Origin of the sequence: Amycolatopsis suaedae, assembly GCF_004214935.1 — a bacterium.
Classification (GTDB): Bacteria; Actinomycetota; Actinomycetes; order Mycobacteriales; family Pseudonocardiaceae; genus Amycolatopsis; species Amycolatopsis suaedae.
The window spans coordinates 241,578-258,132 of record NZ_SFCC01000006.1; the positions used below are offsets into that span (position 1 = coordinate 241,578).

The following is a 16,555-nucleotide window of genomic DNA, read 5'->3' on the forward strand; positions in this document are numbered from 1 at the left end:
CGGCGGCGGGTCAGGCCAGCGTGACGCGCAGGATCTTGTCGTTGTCGCCGGTCGAGGTTGAGACGTACAGCGCGCCGTCGGGGCCGAGCCGGGCGGCCCGCAGCCTGCCGTGGGTGTCGTTGAACTCCGGCGGCAGCAGCACGTCGGTGACCGCCCCGGAGCCGTCGAGCCGGAACAGCAGCATCTTCTGCCCACGCAGCGCGACCACGGCGAGCCTGCCCTCCAGCTGACCCCACTGCGTACCGGCCAGGAAAGCCGCGCCGCTGGGTGCCTCGGACACCGAACCGGACGTCCACAGTGGAGGGACGGCGTCCGGGAACCGCTCGGTGTCGCTCATCGAGACGCTCTCGTCGTACTCGTCCGTGGTGCCGCCCCTGGACGGGTCCCAGCCGTAGTTGCGCCCGGGAATGATCTTGCTGACCTCGTCGCGGCCCCGCGGCCCGTGCTCGCTGATGAACACCTGGTCGCTGCCCGGCTGCACGGCGACGCCCTGGACGTTGCGGTGGCCGTAGGTGAGCAGCCTGCGCTCGACGGGGTCGGGCGAGGAGGCGAACGGGTTGTCCGGCAGGCCCTCGCCGGTGCGCAGGTCGATGCGCAGCACCTTGCCGCCCAGGTTCTTCCGGTCCTGCGGGATGCCGGGGTGGTCGGCGATGTCGCCGGTGCCCACCAGCAGCGCGCCGTCCGGCGCCACCGTCGGCCGGCACCCGGAGTGGCGCCCGCTCGCGTTGACCGGCAGTCCGGTGAGCAGGTCGCCGACCCGCTGGGCGCTGCGGCCGTCGGGGGACAACGTCCACGTCACCACCCGCACGTCCACCGGGCTGCCGCCGTTCTGCCTGGTCTGGCAGGTGACGAACCGGCGCGAGTGCACGAAGTCCGGGTGCACGGCGAGCCCCATCAGCCCGCCCTCGCCCTTGACCAGTACGTCGGCGAAGTCGGCGTCGACCTCGGTCACCGTCGCGCCCGGCGTCATCCCGGACAGCAACGCCAGCCTGCCGGGTCGCTGGGTGACGAGCACCTTGCCGTCCGGCAGGAAGCCGACGTCCCACGGGTGCTCCAGGCCGCCGGCGACCTCCTCGATCTTCAGCGCGGTCCCGGTCGGTGGGGCCGGTGTCGGCACCTGCGGGGCCGGGCTCGGTTGCTCGACGGGCTCGCTGCTGCACGCGGTCAGTCCGCAACAGACGGTGAGCAGCAGCCCTACGGTTCGCGCGCGCATGGTCACAGCATGCGCCGCCAGCTGTGCGTTCGCTGTGTGCACGGGTTATTTCTCACCGGATCCCCTGCCCTGCCGGGAGTTTTGAACTATGGTCCCCGCCGATGGACGTCAGTCGAAGGCAGACCGGCGGAGCGCCGGTGCGGGAGCGGGCGGATGCGGCACGCAACCGCGAGCGCATTCTGGCCGCCGCGGGACGGCTATTCGCCGAGCGCGGCATCGAGGCGGTGTCCATGGACCAGATCGCGTCGGCCGCCGGGGTCGGCAAGGGAACGTTGTTCCGCCGGTTCGGCGACAAGGCCGGGATGGCCGCCGAACTGCTGGGCCGCCGCGAGCTGAGCCTGCAGGAAGCCGTCCGCTCCGGTCAGCCGCCGCTGGGACCCGGCGCGCCGCCCGGCGAACGGCTGGACGCCTTCCTGTGTGCCTACCTGCGTTTCCTCGAACAGCACCTGGATCTGGTGCACCTGTCGGACACGGCAGCGCCCGGCGCGCGGTACCGGTTCGGCGGCTACTGGTTCTGGCACCGGCACGTCGCCGCACTGCTCGGCCAGGCGCGGCCGGAGGTCGACGCCGACTACCTCGCACACGTCCTGCTCGGCCCGCTGGCCGCGGAGCAACGGCGGGCGCTGGCGGGCGAGTACGCGGCCGAGCGGGTACTCGCCGGGTTGCGCACGATGCTGAAGCTGGTGCTCACCGGAAAGCCGCAGTGAGAGACGAGTTCGCCGAACCGCTGGGTTACCTCGACTTCGGCCGCTTCGGGCCGCTGTCACGAACGGTCCACCGGGTCCGCCACGAAGCGGGCGAACGGGCCGTTGCCGCACCCGACGGGTTCGTCGACGCCGTGATGCGGGACGAGGAACAGGCACTCGCCGTCGCCGCCCGGCTGACCGGGTTTCCCGTCGACGCCGTCGTCACGCAGCCCAACACCAGCACCGGCCTGCTGCATGCCGCGTTCGGGCTGCCTCCGGGTGACGTGCTGGTCTCCACCGGCGAGTTCCCGGCCAACCTGCACCCGTGGCAGCGGGCAGCCGACGCCGGGCGGGTGCGGGTCCGCCCGCTGCATCCCGCCGACGGCCGGGTCACCCCCGAGCTGGTCCGCGCCGCGCTGGACGACCGGGTCGTGGCACTCGCCGTCAGCGCCGTCGACTCCCGCACCGGCTACCGCGCCGACCTGCCCGGCCTGCGGGACGTGCTGGGCGACCGGCTGCTGATCGTCGACGCCATCCAGGGCTTCGGCGTCACCGACGAGGACTGGACGGTGGCCGACGTCGTGGCCACCGGCGGGCAGAAGTGGCTGCGCAGTGGCTGGGGGACCGGCTTCCTGGCCTGCTCGCCCAGGGCGCTGGACCGGCTGAACCCGACGCTGAGCGGCTGGGCGGGCTCGGCCGACCCCGCCGCGTTCGACCGGGTGGCGCCGGCCGCCGCGGGCGCCGCACGGTTCGCCCTCACCCGGCTCGACCCGATCGCGGGCGCGGGGTTCGCGGCCGGGCTGCGGCTCGTCGAGTCGATCGGGGTCGCCCGCATCGAGGCCGTCGTCGCCGAGCGGGTCGGCGAGCTGGTCCAGGTGGTCCGCTCGGCAGGCGGGCTGGCGGCGCCGCGGCGTTCCGGGATCCTGCCGGTCTCGGTGCCCGGTGTGCCCGGCCCGGCGCTGGCGGCCGCGCTGGCCGGCCACGGCGTCACCGCGACCACCCGGCCGGGGCACGTCAGACTGTCGGTGCACGCGTCTACCCTGAGTGAGGTGGCCGACCTGGTTCACGCGGGCGTCAAGGCCGCGAGGGCGTAGGCTTGGCCGTGCCGACCCCACCCGTGGTCCGACCGGTGTGGGGCACATCATCGTGTCTTCGACCAAGGGATCTTCGGTGAGCCACGCCTCCTTGTCGCCTCTGCTGACCTCCGTCCTGCGCGAGCCCTCCCTGCGGGCCGTGCTCGACCGCGCGGGCGCGCCGAGGCTCGAACTGCAGGGCCCGACCGCCGCCCGCCAGCTGGTGGCCGCCGCGCTGGCCCACGCGGGCAGGCCGGTGCTGGCCGTCACGGCCACCGGCAGGGAGGCCGACGAGCTGACCCTCACGCTGTCCTCGCTGCTCGGGCCGGACGCCGTCGCCGACTTCCCGTCCTGGGAGACGCTGCCGCACGAACGGCTGTCGCCGCGGGCCGACACCGTGGGCCGCAGGCTCGCCGTGCTGCACCGGCTGGCCGGGCCGGACCACGGCGGCCTGCGGGTCGTCGTGGCGACGGTGCGCAGCCTGATCCAGCCGATGGCCCCCGGGCTCAGCACGTTGGCCCCGGTCGAGCTGCGGGTCGGCGAGGAGCAGGACTTCGACGGTGTGCTGACCCGGCTGGTCGAGCTGGCCTACGGCCGCGTCGACATGGTGGAGAAGCGGGGCGAGTTCGCCGTGCGTGGCGGCATCCTCGACGTCTTCCCGCCCACCGCCGAGCACCCGTACCGGGTGGAGTTCTGGGGCGACGAGGTCAGCGAGATCCGCGCGTTCGCCGTGTCCGACCAGCGGTCGATTCCCGGCGAGATCGCCGAGGTGGTCGCGCCGCCGTGCCGGGAACTACTGCTCACCGACGACGTCAAGGCACGGGCGGCCGACCTGGCCACCGAGCACGAGGCCGACGCCCAGCTCGCCGAGATGCTGACCAAGCTCTCCGGCGGCGTCCCGGTCGAGGGCATGGAGGCGCTCATCCCGGTGCTCTGCGCCGGTGAGCTGGAGATGCTCACCGACGCCATGCCGAAGGGCACCCACGTGCTGCTGGCCGACCCGGAGAAGATCCGGGCCCGCGCGGCCGACCTGGTGCGTACCGGGCAGGAGTTCCTGGAGGCGTCCTGGATGGCCGCGGCCGGTGGCGGCCAGGCGCCCATCGACCTCGGCGCGTCGGCCTACCGAGACCTCGCCGAGGTCGCCACGCACGCCGGCGACACCGGACGTCCCTGGTGGACGCTGTCGCAGCTGACCACCGACGCCGAGGACGTGCTGCCGATCGGCGTCGAACCGGCTCCCGCCTACCGCGGCGAGCTGGAGCGGGCCATGACCGACCTGCGTGCGCACCTGGCGACCGGTGGCGCGGCGGTACTGGTGGTCGCCGGGCACGGCACCGCGGCGCGGGCCGTCGAGCAGCTGAGTGCCGCCGACGTCCCGGCGACGCTCGCGGAGAACGGGCTCGCCGAACCGCCGGCGGCCGGTGTGGTCACGGTGACCTGCGGTGGTCTCGCCGACGGGTTCGTCGCGCCGGAGCTGGGACTGGTGGTGCTCAGCGAGTCCGACCTGACCGGCCGGGGCGCGGCCGCCGGACAGTCCACACGCGACCTGAACACCAAGATGCCCTCGCGGCGGCGCAACGCCGTCGACCCGCTGGCCCTGCGGGCCGGTGACTACGTCGTGCACGACCAGCACGGCATCGGCCGGTTCGTCGAGATGGTGCAGCGCACGGTCGCCGGTGCCACCAGGGAGTACCTGCTGCTGGAGTACGCCTCGTCCAAGCGCGGCCAGCCGGGCGACCGGCTGTTCGTGCCGACCGACCAGCTCGACGAGGTCTCCCGCTACGTCGGCGGTGAGCTGCCCACGCTGAACAAGCTCGGCGGCTCGGACTGGAAGAACACCAAGGCCAAGGCACGCAAGGCGGTCAAGGAGATCGCGGCCGAGCTGGTCCAGCTCTACGCCGCGCGGCAGGCCGCACCCGGTCACGCGTTCGGCCCGGACACGCCGTGGCAGCGCGAGCTGGAGGACGCGTTCCCGTTCACCGAGACCAACGACCAGCTCGCCGCCATCGACGAGGTCAAGTCGGACATGCGGCGGGGCGTCCCGATGGACAGGGTGATCTGCGGCGACGTGGGCTACGGCAAGACCGAGATCGCGGTGCGGGCGGCGTTCAAGGCCGTGCAGGACGGCAAGCAAGTCGCCGTTCTCGTGCCGACGACCCTGCTGGCCCAGCAGCACCTGAGCACGTTCACCGGGCGGATGCAGGCGTTCCCGGTCACCATCAAGGGCCTGTCCCGGTTCACCGCGAAGTCCGAAGTGGACGGTGTGCTGGAGGGGCTGGCCTCCGGTGAGGTGGACATCGTCATCGGCACGCACCGCCTGCTGCAGACCGGGATCCGCTACAAGGACCTCGGACTGGTGATCGTCGACGAGGAGCAGCGCTTCGGTGTCGAGCACAAGGAGCACATCAAGGCGCTGCGCACGCACGTCGACGTGCTGACCATGTCGGCGACGCCGATCCCGCGCACGCTGGAGATGTCGCTGGCCGGCATCAGGGAGATGTCGACCATCCTGACCCCGCCGGAGGACCGGCACCCGATCCTGACCTACGTCGGCGCCTACGACGACAAGCAGGTCGGCGCCGCCATCCGCCGTGAGCTGCTGCGGGACGGCCAGGTGTTCTACGTCCACAACCGGGTGTCGTCCATCGAGAAGGCGGCCCGGCGCATCCGTGAGCTGGTGCCGGAGGCGCGGGTGGTCACCGCGCACGGGCAGATGAACGAGGACAAGCTGGAGAAGATCATCCAGGGCTTCTGGGAACGCGAGTACGACGTGCTGGTGTGCACGACGATCGTCGAGACCGGACTGGACATCTCCAACGCCAACACGCTGATCGTCGAGCGCGGTGACCTGCTCGGGCTGGCCCAGCTGCACCAGTTGCGGGGCCGGGTCGGCCGTGGCCGCGAGCGTGGCTACGCCTACTTCCTGTACCCCGCCGAGGCGCCGCTGACCGAGACCGCGCACGACCGGCTGGCGACCATCGCGCAGAACACCGAGCTGGGCGCGGGCATGGCCGTCGCGATGAAGGACCTGGAGATCCGCGGTGCCGGCAACATCCTGGGCGCCGAGCAGTCCGGGCACATCGCCGGTGTCGGCTTCGACCTGTACGTGCGGCTGGTCGGCGAGGCCGTCGACGTCTTCCGCAGGTCGGCGGGCGCGGGCGGTGTCGAGGAGGACGAGACGCCCACCGAGGTGCGGGTGGATCTCCCGGTCGACGCGCACATTCCGCACGACTACGTGTCCGGCGAACGGCTGCGGCTGGAGGCCTACCGCAAGATCGCCGCGGCGCGGGACAACGACGAGCTGGCCGGGGTCCGCGACGAGCTGGTCGACCGGTACGGCCAGCCGCCCGCGCCGGTGGAGCGGCTGCTCGCCGTCGCGCGGTTCCGGCACGCCTGCCGGGAGGCCGGGGTGACCGAGGTGTCCACGCAGGGCAACTCGATCCGGTTCGCCCCGCTGCAGCTGGCCGACTCGCAGCTGGTGCGGCTGAAGCGGTTGTACCCCAAGGCGTTGTACAAGGCGGTCACGCACACGGTCTCGGTGCCGCGGCCGACCGAGGGCGGCGCGGGCGGGCGGATCGGCGCGCCGCAGCTCCGGGACGACGCGCTGCTGGACTGGTGCACGTCGCTGCTGCGTTCGCTGACCAAGCAGCCCGCTGCCGTTTGACCGTGCCGTCCGCTGTGAGAGGGTATGCGCTGTGATGCGGATCATGGGGCGTTCCAAGGTGCTGTTGGCCGTTCTGGCGACCTCGACACTGCTGCTGGTCGGCTGTGGTTCCGGGCCGAGCCAGGTGACGTCGGCCGCGATCGTCGGCGACCGGTCGGTCCCGCTGGCCGAGGTGCAGCAGGAGATCCAGTGGCTCATCGACCACTCGCCGGAAGCCAAAGAGGCCAAGCAACAACGCAAGCTGGACCTGACCGCCCGTGAGGTGGTGGCCAACCGGATCAAGCACGAGCTGATGGCCGTGGCGGCGCAGCGGATGGGTTTGCGTGCCGATCCCGCGCAGGTCGACGCCCAGATCGAGCGGTTCGGTGGCGTGGACGCCGTCGCCACGCAGATCCCGACCGAGCCCTCACGGGTCCGCGAGTTCTTCACCGACCGCGTGCTCGCCGAGCAGGTCGGCGCGCAGGCGGTGGGCAACCTCGCCGTCACCGCGGTCAGCACCGTGATCACCGCCGAGGCACCCGGGTCGACGGCGAAGGACAAGGCCATCGAGCTGGGCAGGAAGGTCGCCGCCGACCCCGCCAGGGCGGCGCAGCTGATCGCCGAGTCCGGCAACGAGCCCGCCAACCGCACGTGGACCCTCCCGCAGACGTTCGGCGAGGAAGCCAATGCGGAACTGGTCATCAGCCCGCTGTTCGGGGCGAAGCCGGGAACGGTGCTGGTCATCCAGCCCAGCTCCCAGGCAGCGGGCTGGATGGTCGCGCTGGTGACCGACCGGCGCACCGCGCCGCTGCCCGACGCCGGGCAGGGCGTGCCGTCCCAGGCACTGTCGTTCATCGGCTGGCGTCAGCTGCAGCCGCTCGCCGAGGAACTCGGCATCCGGGTCAACCCGCGTTACGGCGTCTGGGACGAGGCCGGGATGAAGCTCGCGCCGAACACCGACGAGCTGACGGGCTTCCAGTTCCCCGCCAGGGACGTGCGACCATCGAAGCCATGAGTGTCGTGGTCGTCGTACCGCCGGAACTGCCCGCGGTGCTGCCGGCCGCTGCGTGGCCCGCGCTGCGGGACGCCGATGCCGTCTTCGCGGCAGGTGACCTGCCCGAGGTGACCAGGGTGGCGCTGGACGCCAAGCCCGCGCCGTCCCCGGAGGAACTGGCGGGGCTGTCCCGCGTGGTGCTGGTGGCGTCCAGCCGTACCGACCCCGGTGCGGCTGCGTTGCTCGCCGCGGGTGCCGCGGTGGTCGAGACGCCCGTTCCGCCGCTGGTGGAGGCCACGGCCGTGATGGACCGGCTGCGTTCGCCGGGGGGCTGCCCGTGGGACGCGGTGCAGACGCACGACTCGCTGCGGCAGTATCTGGTCGAGGAGACCTACGAACTGCTGGACGCCATCGAGGAGGGCGACCGGGCGGCGTTGCGGGAGGAACTCGGCGACGTCCTGCTGCAGGTGCTGTTCCACGCCCGGGTCGCGGCCGAGCACGAGACCGACCCGTTCGACGTCGACGTCGTGGCCGGTGAGCTGGTGGCGAAGCTGGTCGGCAGGCACCCGCATGTGTTCGCCGACGCCGATCGGGTCGCGACGGCGACGCTGCAGGAGGAGAACTGGGAGCGGCTCAAGCAGGCCGAGAAGCGCCGCGAGTCCATTGTGGACGGTGTGGCGCTCGGGCAGCCCGCAGTGGCACTGGCGGGCAAGCTCGGCCAGCGCAGTGGCCGCGCGGGTGTGCCGCTGGATCTGTTCCCCGCCGGGGAGGACGAGGGCTCCCGGCTGTTCCGGATCGCCGCGACGGCCCGCCGGGCGGGCGTCGACCCGGAGGGTGAGCTGCGGGCCGTGGCGAAGCGGTTCGCCGCCGACGTCCGCGCGGCCGAACGAGCCGCCCGCGAGGCCGGGATCGACCCGGCGACGCTGGAGGCCGACGGCTGGCGCCGCTTCTGGCCCGCCTGATCAGCCGGTTCTCAGCGCGTCCAGCACCAGATCGAGCAGGTGGCCGGTGCGTTCCGGCGTTCCTGACGCCGTGGTGCTGAGGTTGACGCCGAGCAGCATCGCGGTGACGTCGTCCGCGTCGACGTCGTCGCGGAGCGTGCCGGACTCGGCGCCGGCGGCCAGGATCGTGGCGATGGCGCCGGTGATGCGTTCCCGGGTGGCCGCCGTGACGATCCGTCCCGAAGCCATGGCGGCACGCAGCGTGTCCGCCATGCCGCGTTTGGTGGCGACGAAGGCGGCGTAGCGCCCCATCCAGGCGCGGAGCGCCTCGTCCGGCGGAAGCTCGCGGAGCAGGCTGGGCACGCTTCCGGTGACGTCGTCGAGTTCCGCCGCGTACACCGCCTCGACCAGCGCTTCCCGCGTCGGGAAATGGCGGTACAGCGTGCCGCTGCCGACGCCTGCCGCCTTGGCGATGGCGTCGAGTGAGACCACGTCCTCGGCGGTCGCGAACGCGTTGCGGGCCACCTCGATGATCTTGTCGCGATTACGTATCGCGTCCGCTCGCGGAGCCTTCTTCGGACGGGATGCCAAAACGGGGACCTCTCCGGTACGCTGATGAAACGGGGAACTCTCCGCTTATCTTATCGGCTCACGCGGAAGGCCATCGGATGACCACGAACACCACTCCGGCACGGACCGCGACGCTGGCCGGGCGTCAGGTCGCCCGCGTCGGTTACGGCGCGATGCAGCTGGAACGGCTGCACGGCGACCGGGACGCGGCGATCGCCCTGCTGCGGCACGCGGTCGACCTCGGCGTCGACCACGTCGACACCGCGCAGTTCTACGGCAACGGCTTCGTCAACGGGCTTATCCGGGACGCCTTCGCGCCCGGCGAGGTCATGGTGGTCAGCAAGGTCGGTGCCACTCCCGACCCCGGCGGTGACCTTCCGCTGCGGCCCGCGCAGCGGCCGGAGGAACTGCGGGCGAGCGTCGAGGACAACCTCGAATCGCTTGGCGTCGACCAGATCCCGGTGGTGAACCTGCGCAGGCTGGACACCGGGCCCGGCCTGCGTGCGTCCGGCGACCAGGTGGTCGACCTCGACGACCAGCTCGCCGTCCTGACCGAACTGCGCGATCAGGGGAAGATCGGCGCGATCGGGCTGAGCTGCGTGACCGAGGAAGGGCTGCGGCGTGCGCTGCCCGCGGGGATCGTCTGCGTGCAGAACGCCTACAGCCTGGTGGCGCGTGACGACGAGCCGCTGCTCCGGCTGTGTGCCGAGCGTGGGATCGCCTGGGTGCCGTTCTTCCCGCTGGGTGGCGCGTTTCCGGGCCTGCCGAAGGTCGCCGAGGAACCCGCGGTCGTCGCCGCCGCGCGGGCGCTCGGCCGTACCCCGGCGCAGGTCGGCCTGGCATGGCTGCTGCACCACTCGCCGAACGTGCTGCTGATCCCGGGCACCGCCGACCGCGCGCACCTGGCGGCGAACGTCGCCGCCGGTTCGCTGGAACTCGACGACGCCACCATGACCGCGCTGAACGCCGTCGAATCGCGGTCGATGGACGTCAGCCTGGGTTGAGCGGGGGCTGTGTTCACGGCCTGTAACCTGAACGGGTGGTCGACCCCGTCTCGTCCTCGACGACCGAGCAGCTGCCGCGCCCGGACGCGCCGGATCGTCGGCGGATGCCGCCGCGGCTGGTCCGCAGGCTGGCGCTGACGCTCGGGCTGATCCTGGCCGGGGTACTCCTGATCGTCACGATCGGTATCGACCGCGAGGAGCCTGAACCGTCCGGGCCGCCGCCGTTCGTCGTCGAGGAACTCAAGCCGCCGCCGGGTGCGACCGCGCCGCGGGCGGGTCTGCCCGCACCCGAGGACCGGCCGAACGCCTCCGACATCGCCGCGCTCGACGCCTGGTCCAAGAAGGTGGCCGGGGTGACCCAGGTGTCCGCTCGCGCGCTCGTCGCGTACGGCCGGGCCGAGATGTGGCTGCGTTCGGAACGTCCGGAGTGCCGCATCACCTGGGTGACGGTGGCCGGCATCGCGCGGGTCGAGTCGCAGCACGGTGGTTTCGGCGGCGCGCAGGTCGGCGTCGACGGCAAGGTCACCAAGCCGATCATCGGGGTACCGCTGAACGGCTCGCCCGGCGTGAAGGCCATTCCCGACACCGACGGCGGCAGGCTCGACGGCGACACCCAGTGGGACAGGGCCGTCGGGCCGTTTCAGTTCCTGCCCGGCACCTGGCAGCGTTACGCCACCCGTGCGGCGAGCGACGGCGCGGTGGCGGATCCGCAGAACATCGACGACGCCGCGGTCACCGCCGCCCGTTACCTGTGCGCCAGCGGCGGCGACCTCGGCACGCCGGAGGGCTGGTGGAAGGCGGTGCTCACGTACAACCAGTCCGTCGCCTACGGCCAGGACGTCTTCAGCGGCGCCGACGCCTACGCGGCCGCCACCGCGAACCTGCGCTAGCGGCGAACCTCGTGAAGGCCCCCTTCACCACGTCACACGTAAGGGCTCCGGCAAAGTCTCGTCGCGGCAGGTGGCTGGTCTCGAGCGTGGAACTCGCGTGCCGGAACGCAGAATTCGCGTGCGTGAGGGTAGAACTCACGATGTGGACGCCGGTTCTCACGTGGTGCCGGTCGCCCGCGTGAAGGGGCCGTTCGCGCGAGTCCTCCGTTCCCGACCCGCGAGTCGACCGTTGCGGACCCGCGAGTTGCACGTTCCCGCCCACCTGGTCCCACTGCCCGGGACACCGATTCCAGATCGGGGGACGAACCCGTCTTCGCCTCGTCGAGCGGGGCCACTCGCCGCGAGTCCCACCGTCGTGCACGCGAGTTCCACGCTCCAGCACGCGAACTCCACGCTCCCGCGCCCTGCGGACTCCGACTTTGCCGGGTGACCGGGTCACGGCATCAGGCGTCACCAGATCTGACGGGTCAGGAGTCCTTCAGCGCGATCCGGGCGGCGACCTCGCCGATCGCCTCCTGGTACTCCGGCACCGGATTCATCGCCGCCGCCATCCGCAGCTGGGCCAGCGCCTCGACGAGCCTGCCCAGCCGTTGCAGCGTCCTGCCGAGCACGAACCGCGCGTAGTGATCGGCCGGGTCCAGCTCCAGCACCCTGGTCAGTGCCCGCTCGGCCCGCCGCAGCTGCGCGGAGTGGAAGTACGCGCGGCCGGCCAGCAGTTGCACGCTCGGTTTGTCCGGTTCGGCGTCCAGGACGGGTTCGAGCACCTTGAGCGCGTCGAGCGGGCGGCGGCTTTCCACCAGAGCCTCGGCCCGGCGAAACGCCGCGAACCGGGCTTCGCCGGAGTCTGCGTCCTGATCACCCATGGTCCCTCGACGTTACCCCCGTACCGGCCTCCCGTCGAAGCGGCTAACAAGGTGGACGCCGGTCACGATCAAGTAGCGACGTCGCCACTCGGCCGGGGCTTGAGTGACCGCGGATCCGTTTGATCGCCTCGAATGACGGTCGAGCGCCAGCCACGAGGCTCCGCGGGTGCCGACCGACTCGAACTGCGTTTGACAGGGGTGCGCCGCACGTCACGTTCGCCGACGTGGTGGACTTGCCCGCCATGAGCGACGAGCAAGCCAGGGGCGTGGGGTACCTCGGCCTAGCCCCGTACCTCTACTACGCGGACGCCACCGAGGCACTGGAGTGGCTCGGCCGGGTCTTCGGCTTCACCGAGCAGGTCCGGTTCGTCGACGAGGGTGGCGGTGTGTTCCAGGCCACGATGCTGGCCGGCGACGCCGAGATCGTCCTGACGAGCACGGGCGGTGACTACTGGGCCGCGAAGGGTGTCGACGGTCCGGTCGGGCAGCTCAACATCGTCTACGTCGACGACGTGGACGCCCAGTACGAGCGGGTGTGCGAGCAGCTCGGCGACACCGACATCCCGGCCCCGCAGGACCAGCCCTACGGCGCGCGGGTGTTCACGGTGTCCGACCTCGGCGGCAACAGCTGGTCTTTCTGGCAGCGTTTCTCCGATACGGTCGAGCTGCCGGCCGGCTGGCAAGAGGTGCGCGCGGAGTAGCGACGCCTCGCGCGTGCCTCCGACCGGTGATCATGCCCTGCGACTACGCTGGGCTCCGACGTCGTTCGCACAACCGGGTGAGGGAGTAAGGCGTGGCCGTCATCGAGCAGGTAGGCGCGCGCGAGATTCTGGACTCGCGTGGCAACCCGACCGTCGAGGTGGAGGTGGCTCTCGACGACGGAACGCTGGCGCGGGCCGCCGTCCCGTCGGGGGCGTCCACCGGCGAGCACGAAGCCGTCGAACTGCGTGACGGTGACGCGTCCCGGTACAACGGGAAGGGCGTGGAGCGGGCCGTCGCCGCAGTGCTCGACGAGATCGGTCCGGACCTCACCGGCATCGACGCGGTCGACCAGCGCATCGTCGACCAGAAGCTGGTCGACCTGGACGGCACGCCGGACAAGTCCCGCCTCGGCGCCAACGCCATCCTCGGCGTCTCGCTCGCCGTGGCGAAGGCCGCGGCCGAGTCGGCCGAGCTGGAGCTGTTCCGCTACCTTGGCGGGCCGAACGCGCACGTGCTGCCGGTGCCGATGCTGAACATCCTCAACGGTGGTGCCCACGCCGACACCGATGTGGACATCCAGGAGTTCATGATCGCGCCGATCGGCGCCGAGTCCTTCCGCGAGGCGCTGCGCTGGGGCGCGGAGGTCTACCACTCGCTGAAGTCGGTGCTGAAGGGCCGCGGCCTCGCCACCGGCCTCGGCGACGAGGGCGGTTTCGCGCCGAGCCTGTCCAGCAACCGCGAGGCGCTGGACCTGATCCTGTCCGCCATCGAGAAGGCGGGCTACGTACCGGGCAGGGACGTCGCGCTCGCGCTGGACGTCGCGGCCACCGAGTTCTTCGCCGACGGCGCCTACACCTTCGAGGGCACCAAGCGCAGCGCGGAGCAGCTCACCGCGTACTACACCGAACTGGTCAACGACTACCCGATGGTGTCCATTGAGGACCCGCTGGCGGAGGACGACTGGGACGGCTGGGTCAGCCTGACCGCCGCGCTGGGCGAGCGGGTGCAGCTGGTCGGCGACGACCTGTTCGTCACCAACCCGGACCGGCTGGAGGACGGCATCACCCGCCGCGCCGCGAACGCGCTGCTGGTGAAGGTCAACCAGATCGGCACGCTGTCGGAGACGCTGGACGCCATCTCGCTGGCGACCTCCTACGGCTACAAGAGCATGATGAGCCACCGGTCCGGCGAGACCGAGGACACGTTCATCGCCGACCTCGCCGTCGCCACCGGCGTCGGCCAGATCAAGACCGGCGCGCCCGCCCGCAGCGAGCGGGTGGCCAAGTACAACCAGCTGCTGCGGATCGAGGAGACCCTCGCCGACGCGGCCAGGTACGCGGGCGACCTCGCCTTCCCGAGATTCAACGCGGAGTCCTGAGTTCCGATGGCTGAGCGGGGCAGGAGTCGCGGTCGCGGGCGCGGACGTGCGGGCAGCACGTCCGCGCGCAGGCCCGAGCGGGAGCGCGCACGCAGGGAAGGCCGGCGTGCGCGGCTGCGGCGCGGGCTCAGTGCGAAGCGTGCCTCCGGCGCCGCGAAGGTCCTCGGACTGTCCACGACGCGGCGGGCCGCGGTGGTGGCGATCGTGGTCTGCGCGCTCGCCTTCACCATCGCGGTTCCACTGCGGACGTACCTGACCCAGCAGTCCGAGGTGGCCTCGCAGGAACAGCAGCAGGCCCAGCTGCGCGAGCGCGTCGCGCAGCTGGAGGAGCGGCAGGCCGAGCTGGCCGACCCGGCGCAGGTGCAGGCCGAGGCCCGCAGGCGGCTGCGGTACGTCATGCCCGGCGAGACCCCGTACATGGTGCAGCTGCCCGAGGACAAGCAGAAGGCGCAGCAGCCGCCGGCCGAGCAGAAGCCCGAGCAGCCGGGACCCTGGTACGAGAAGTTGTGGAAGCAGGTCACCGGGTAGTTTGTGACGGTGAGCAAGCTGGAGTTCGAACCGGTCACCGAGGCGGACAGGGCGGTGATCGCCGAGCAGCTCGGCAGGCCGCCCCGCGCGCTGCGGGCGGTGGCCGCGCGGTGCCCGAGCGGTCATCCGTCGGTGGTGCAGACCAGTCCGCGCCTGGAGAACGGCACCCCTTTTCCCACGCTGTACTACCTGACCTGCCCGAGGCTGAACTCCTTGGTGGGCAGGCTGGAGGCATCCGGCCTCATGCGCGAGATGACCGAGCGGCTGGCCGAGGATCCCGAACTGGCCGCGGCGTATCAGCGTGCCCACGAGTCCTACCTGGCCCAGCGCGACGCCATCGAACCGCTCGGCCACCAGGTGACCGCGGGCGGGATGCCGGGCAGGGTCAAGTGCCTGCACGTACACCTCGCGCACACGCTCGCGTGCGGGCCCGGCGTGAACCCGTTCGGCGACGAAACCCTGGAACTGCTGCGCTCGCAGGAGGGCTGGCCGTCCGGCGACTGCGCGTGAACGGCAGGATTCCGGTTCCTGGCTTGCCGAACGGCCCGTTCGGCGAATTCCCGGCCCGCGATGCCGCGCCGAGGACGTAGTCTGCGGGTGCCGGGACGGCGAGACCATCGTCAGTATTGGGCCATTTGGAGTAACCCTTGTGGCGCAAGGATGAACTAGCCGTCCCCACTTGTGAAAATCCGACGGAGTTCTAGGCCATTAGGGCCGGAACGGTGTTTCCGCCGGCTTTACATCAGGCATGCTGTGGTGGCATTGCCGGGGTACGGACAGATCGCGTTCGACGTGGAGGGTGTTCGGTGCGGGTGTGGGAGCGGCGCGGAGCGCGCACGGAAGCCAGAGCGGGACGACGGCGCGGACGGGCAATGCTCGCGGGGGCACCGTTACTGGCATTGCCGCTGGTGATTCCCGGTAGCGGGATCGGGGTGCTGGGCACAACCACGGTGTCCGACGACGACCCCAACCGGTACCTGACCGCGCAGGGCGAACCGCTCGACACCCAGGGCAACCCGGTCAACGTCAACGGAAGCCTGCCGGTCGGCGACTCGATCGGCGAGTCCCTCGGCGGTCCCGACACGCGGTCCGGCAGCGCCGGTCTGCCCTCCGGTCCGCTCGGCATCCCCGGCGCCGCGCTGCAGGCCTACGTCAAGGCCGCCGAGAACCTGGCGGCCAGCCAGCCCGCGTGTCAGCTGCACTGGTCGCTGCTGGCCAGCATCGGCCGGATCGAGTCCAACCACGCCCGCGGTGGCAACGTCGACGACAACGGCCACACCCGCGCGCCGATCCTCGGGCCGGTGCTCAACGGCTTCGGGCCCGTCGCGGCGATCAGCGACACCGACGGCGGCGCCTACGACGGCGACACCGTGTGGGACCGCGCGGTCGGGCCGATGCAGTTCATCCCGTCGACCTGGCGGGGCTACGCCTCCGACGGCAACGGCGACGGCGAGAGCAACCCGAACAACATCTACGACGCCACCGTCGGCGCCGGCCGCTACCTGTGTTCCGGCGGGCTGAACACGGCCGACCCGCAGCAGCGGGCGACCGCGGTGTTCCGCTACAACCGGTCCAGCTCCTACGTCGCCACCGTGCTGACGTGGGCCGATGCCTATGCCCGCGGTGTGCACCCGACGGCGAACTCGAACAACCCGTCGATCCTGGCGGCCCCGCCCGCTCCGTCCGGCGGTGCGGCTCCGGCCCCGGTCACCCCGCCGCCGGCGCCGGGGCCGACGACTCCGCCGCCGGGCACCACGACTCCGCCGCCGGGCACCACGTCGATCACGCAGCCGCCGACGACGACCACGACGACGCCGACCCGCACCGGGCCGTCGACGCCGCCGAGCCCGCCGACGACCACGACGACGACCACCCCGCCGCCGACCTGCCAGACGCCGGACCCGAACCAGCCGCCGCCGACCACGCCGCCGCCGGCGGGTGAGCTGCCCTGGTGCGAGCCGACGACGACCCCCAGCTCGGCCGAGAGCAAGACCCCGTAGTTCCCCCGCGACCGCGCCCCGCACGGCTCCCGTGCGGGGCGCGGTCGCGAGCACCCACCCGTGCGCGAGT

General features: G+C 71.9%; 15 protein-coding genes. 12 read left to right on the top strand and 3 right to left on the bottom strand.

All coding sequences use genetic code 11. The features are described 5' to 3' along the window. Positions 1-10 precede the first annotated feature (10 nt). Complete coding sequence (locus EWH70_RS13730) at positions 11-1,213, bottom strand: PQQ-dependent sugar dehydrogenase (RefSeq protein WP_130475739.1); 1,203 nt, start codon at positions 1,211-1,213, stop codon at positions 11-13. A 101-nt stretch (positions 1,214-1,314) separates the two neighbouring features. On the opposite strand from EWH70_RS13730, the gene EWH70_RS13735 reads away from it, so the two are divergent. The 5 genes from EWH70_RS13735 (at position 1,315) to EWH70_RS13755 (ending at position 8,571) form a co-directional block, all read left to right on the top strand. Continuing rightward, complete coding sequence (locus EWH70_RS13735) at positions 1,315-1,920, top strand: TetR/AcrR family transcriptional regulator (protein WP_130475740.1); 606 nt, start codon at positions 1,315-1,317, stop codon at positions 1,918-1,920. Further along, a complete protein-coding gene (locus EWH70_RS13740) occupies positions 1,917-2,993 on the top strand; it encodes an aminotransferase class V-fold PLP-dependent enzyme (protein ID WP_130475741.1) in 1,077 nt (358 codons plus the stop codon). The genes EWH70_RS13735 and EWH70_RS13740 overlap by 4 nt, the downstream gene beginning before the upstream one ends. A 91-nt stretch (positions 2,994-3,084) precedes the next feature. Continuing rightward, entirely contained in the window at positions 3,085-6,636 is a 3,552-nt protein-coding gene (gene mfd / locus EWH70_RS13745) for a transcription-repair coupling factor (protein ID WP_130475895.1), read from the top strand. Positions 6,637-6,679: 43 nt separating this feature from the next. Next, positions 6,680-7,630: a SurA N-terminal domain-containing protein gene (locus EWH70_RS13750; RefSeq protein ID WP_165436265.1), complete on the top strand. Its 951-nt coding sequence runs from the start codon at positions 6,680-6,682 to the stop codon at positions 7,628-7,630. Then, entirely contained in the window at positions 7,627-8,571 is a 945-nt protein-coding gene (locus EWH70_RS13755; RefSeq protein ID WP_130475743.1) for a nucleoside triphosphate pyrophosphohydrolase, read from the top strand. Before EWH70_RS13750 ends, EWH70_RS13755 begins: the two co-directional genes overlap by 4 nt. Here the strand turns inward: EWH70_RS13755 and EWH70_RS13760 are convergent, their stop codons facing one another. Continuing rightward, complete coding sequence (locus EWH70_RS13760; RefSeq protein ID WP_130475744.1) at positions 8,572-9,141, bottom strand: TetR/AcrR family transcriptional regulator; 570 nt, start codon at positions 9,139-9,141, stop codon at positions 8,572-8,574. A 77-nt stretch (positions 9,142-9,218) separates the two neighbouring features. Between EWH70_RS13760 and EWH70_RS13765 the strand changes: the two genes are divergently transcribed. Together EWH70_RS13765 and EWH70_RS13770 are read left to right on the top strand one after the other, a co-directional pair. Then, complete coding sequence (locus EWH70_RS13765) at positions 9,219-10,124, top strand: aldo/keto reductase (RefSeq protein WP_130475745.1); 906 nt, start codon at positions 9,219-9,221, stop codon at positions 10,122-10,124. 35 nt (positions 10,125-10,159) lie between these two features. Further along, positions 10,160-11,014: a lysozyme family protein gene (locus EWH70_RS13770; protein ID WP_338078574.1), complete on the top strand. Its 855-nt coding sequence runs from the start codon at positions 10,160-10,162 to the stop codon at positions 11,012-11,014. Between the two features lie 467 nt (positions 11,015-11,481). Here the strand turns inward: EWH70_RS13770 and EWH70_RS13775 are convergent, their stop codons facing one another. Next, positions 11,482-11,877, bottom strand: a complete 396-nt coding sequence (locus tag EWH70_RS13775; RefSeq protein WP_130475746.1) for a tetratricopeptide repeat protein — start codon at positions 11,875-11,877, stop codon at positions 11,482-11,484. Positions 11,878-12,119: 242 nt separating this feature from the next. Between EWH70_RS13775 and EWH70_RS13780 the strand changes: the two genes are divergently transcribed. The 5 genes from EWH70_RS13780 (at position 12,120) to EWH70_RS13800 (ending at position 16,485) form a co-directional block, all read left to right on the top strand. Beyond that, positions 12,120-12,578, top strand: coding sequence for a VOC family protein (locus EWH70_RS13780; protein WP_130475747.1), 459 nt, complete (start codon positions 12,120-12,122; stop codon positions 12,576-12,578). A gap of 92 nt (positions 12,579-12,670) precedes the next feature. After that, positions 12,671-13,957, top strand: a complete 1,287-nt coding sequence (gene eno, locus EWH70_RS13785) for a phosphopyruvate hydratase (protein WP_130475748.1) — start codon at positions 12,671-12,673, stop codon at positions 13,955-13,957. Between the two features lie 6 nt (positions 13,958-13,963). Then, the gene (locus tag EWH70_RS13790) at positions 13,964-14,485 is read left to right on the top strand and encodes an FtsB family cell division protein (protein WP_130475749.1); all 522 of its coding nucleotides are present in this window, start codon (positions 13,964-13,966) and stop codon (positions 14,483-14,485) included. A 9-nt stretch (positions 14,486-14,494) separates the two neighbouring features. After that, the gene (locus EWH70_RS13795; protein WP_130475750.1) at positions 14,495-14,995 is read left to right on the top strand and encodes a DUF501 domain-containing protein; all 501 of its coding nucleotides are present in this window, start codon (positions 14,495-14,497) and stop codon (positions 14,993-14,995) included. A gap of 362 nt (positions 14,996-15,357) precedes the next feature. Continuing rightward, positions 15,358-16,485, top strand: coding sequence for a lytic transglycosylase domain-containing protein (locus tag EWH70_RS13800; protein ID WP_130475751.1), 1,128 nt, complete (start codon positions 15,358-15,360; stop codon positions 16,483-16,485). Positions 16,486-16,555 lie beyond the last annotated feature (70 nt).

Coding starts and splice junctions, on each gene's coding strand:
- EWH70_RS13775 (WP_130475746.1), bottom strand. CDS start 11,877: ATGGGTGATCAGGACGCAGACTCCGGCGAAGCCCGGTTCGCGGCGTTT.
- EWH70_RS13735 (WP_130475740.1), top strand. CDS start 1,315: ATGGACGTCAGTCGAAGGCAGACCGGCGGAGCGCCGGTGCGGGAGCGG.
- EWH70_RS13765 (WP_130475745.1), top strand. CDS start 9,219: ATGACCACGAACACCACTCCGGCACGGACCGCGACGCTGGCCGGGCGT.
- EWH70_RS13730 (WP_130475739.1), bottom strand. CDS start 1,213: ATGCGCGCGCGAACCGTAGGGCTGCTGCTCACCGTCTGTTGCGGACTG.
- EWH70_RS13790 (WP_130475749.1), top strand. CDS start 13,964: ATGGCTGAGCGGGGCAGGAGTCGCGGTCGCGGGCGCGGACGTGCGGGC.
- EWH70_RS13780 (WP_130475747.1), top strand. CDS start 12,120: ATGAGCGACGAGCAAGCCAGGGGCGTGGGGTACCTCGGCCTAGCCCCG.
- EWH70_RS13755 (WP_130475743.1), top strand. CDS start 7,627: ATGAGTGTCGTGGTCGTCGTACCGCCGGAACTGCCCGCGGTGCTGCCG.
- EWH70_RS13750 (WP_165436265.1), top strand. CDS start 6,680: ATGGGGCGTTCCAAGGTGCTGTTGGCCGTTCTGGCGACCTCGACACTG.
- EWH70_RS13800 (WP_130475751.1), top strand. CDS start 15,358: ATGCTCGCGGGGGCACCGTTACTGGCATTGCCGCTGGTGATTCCCGGT.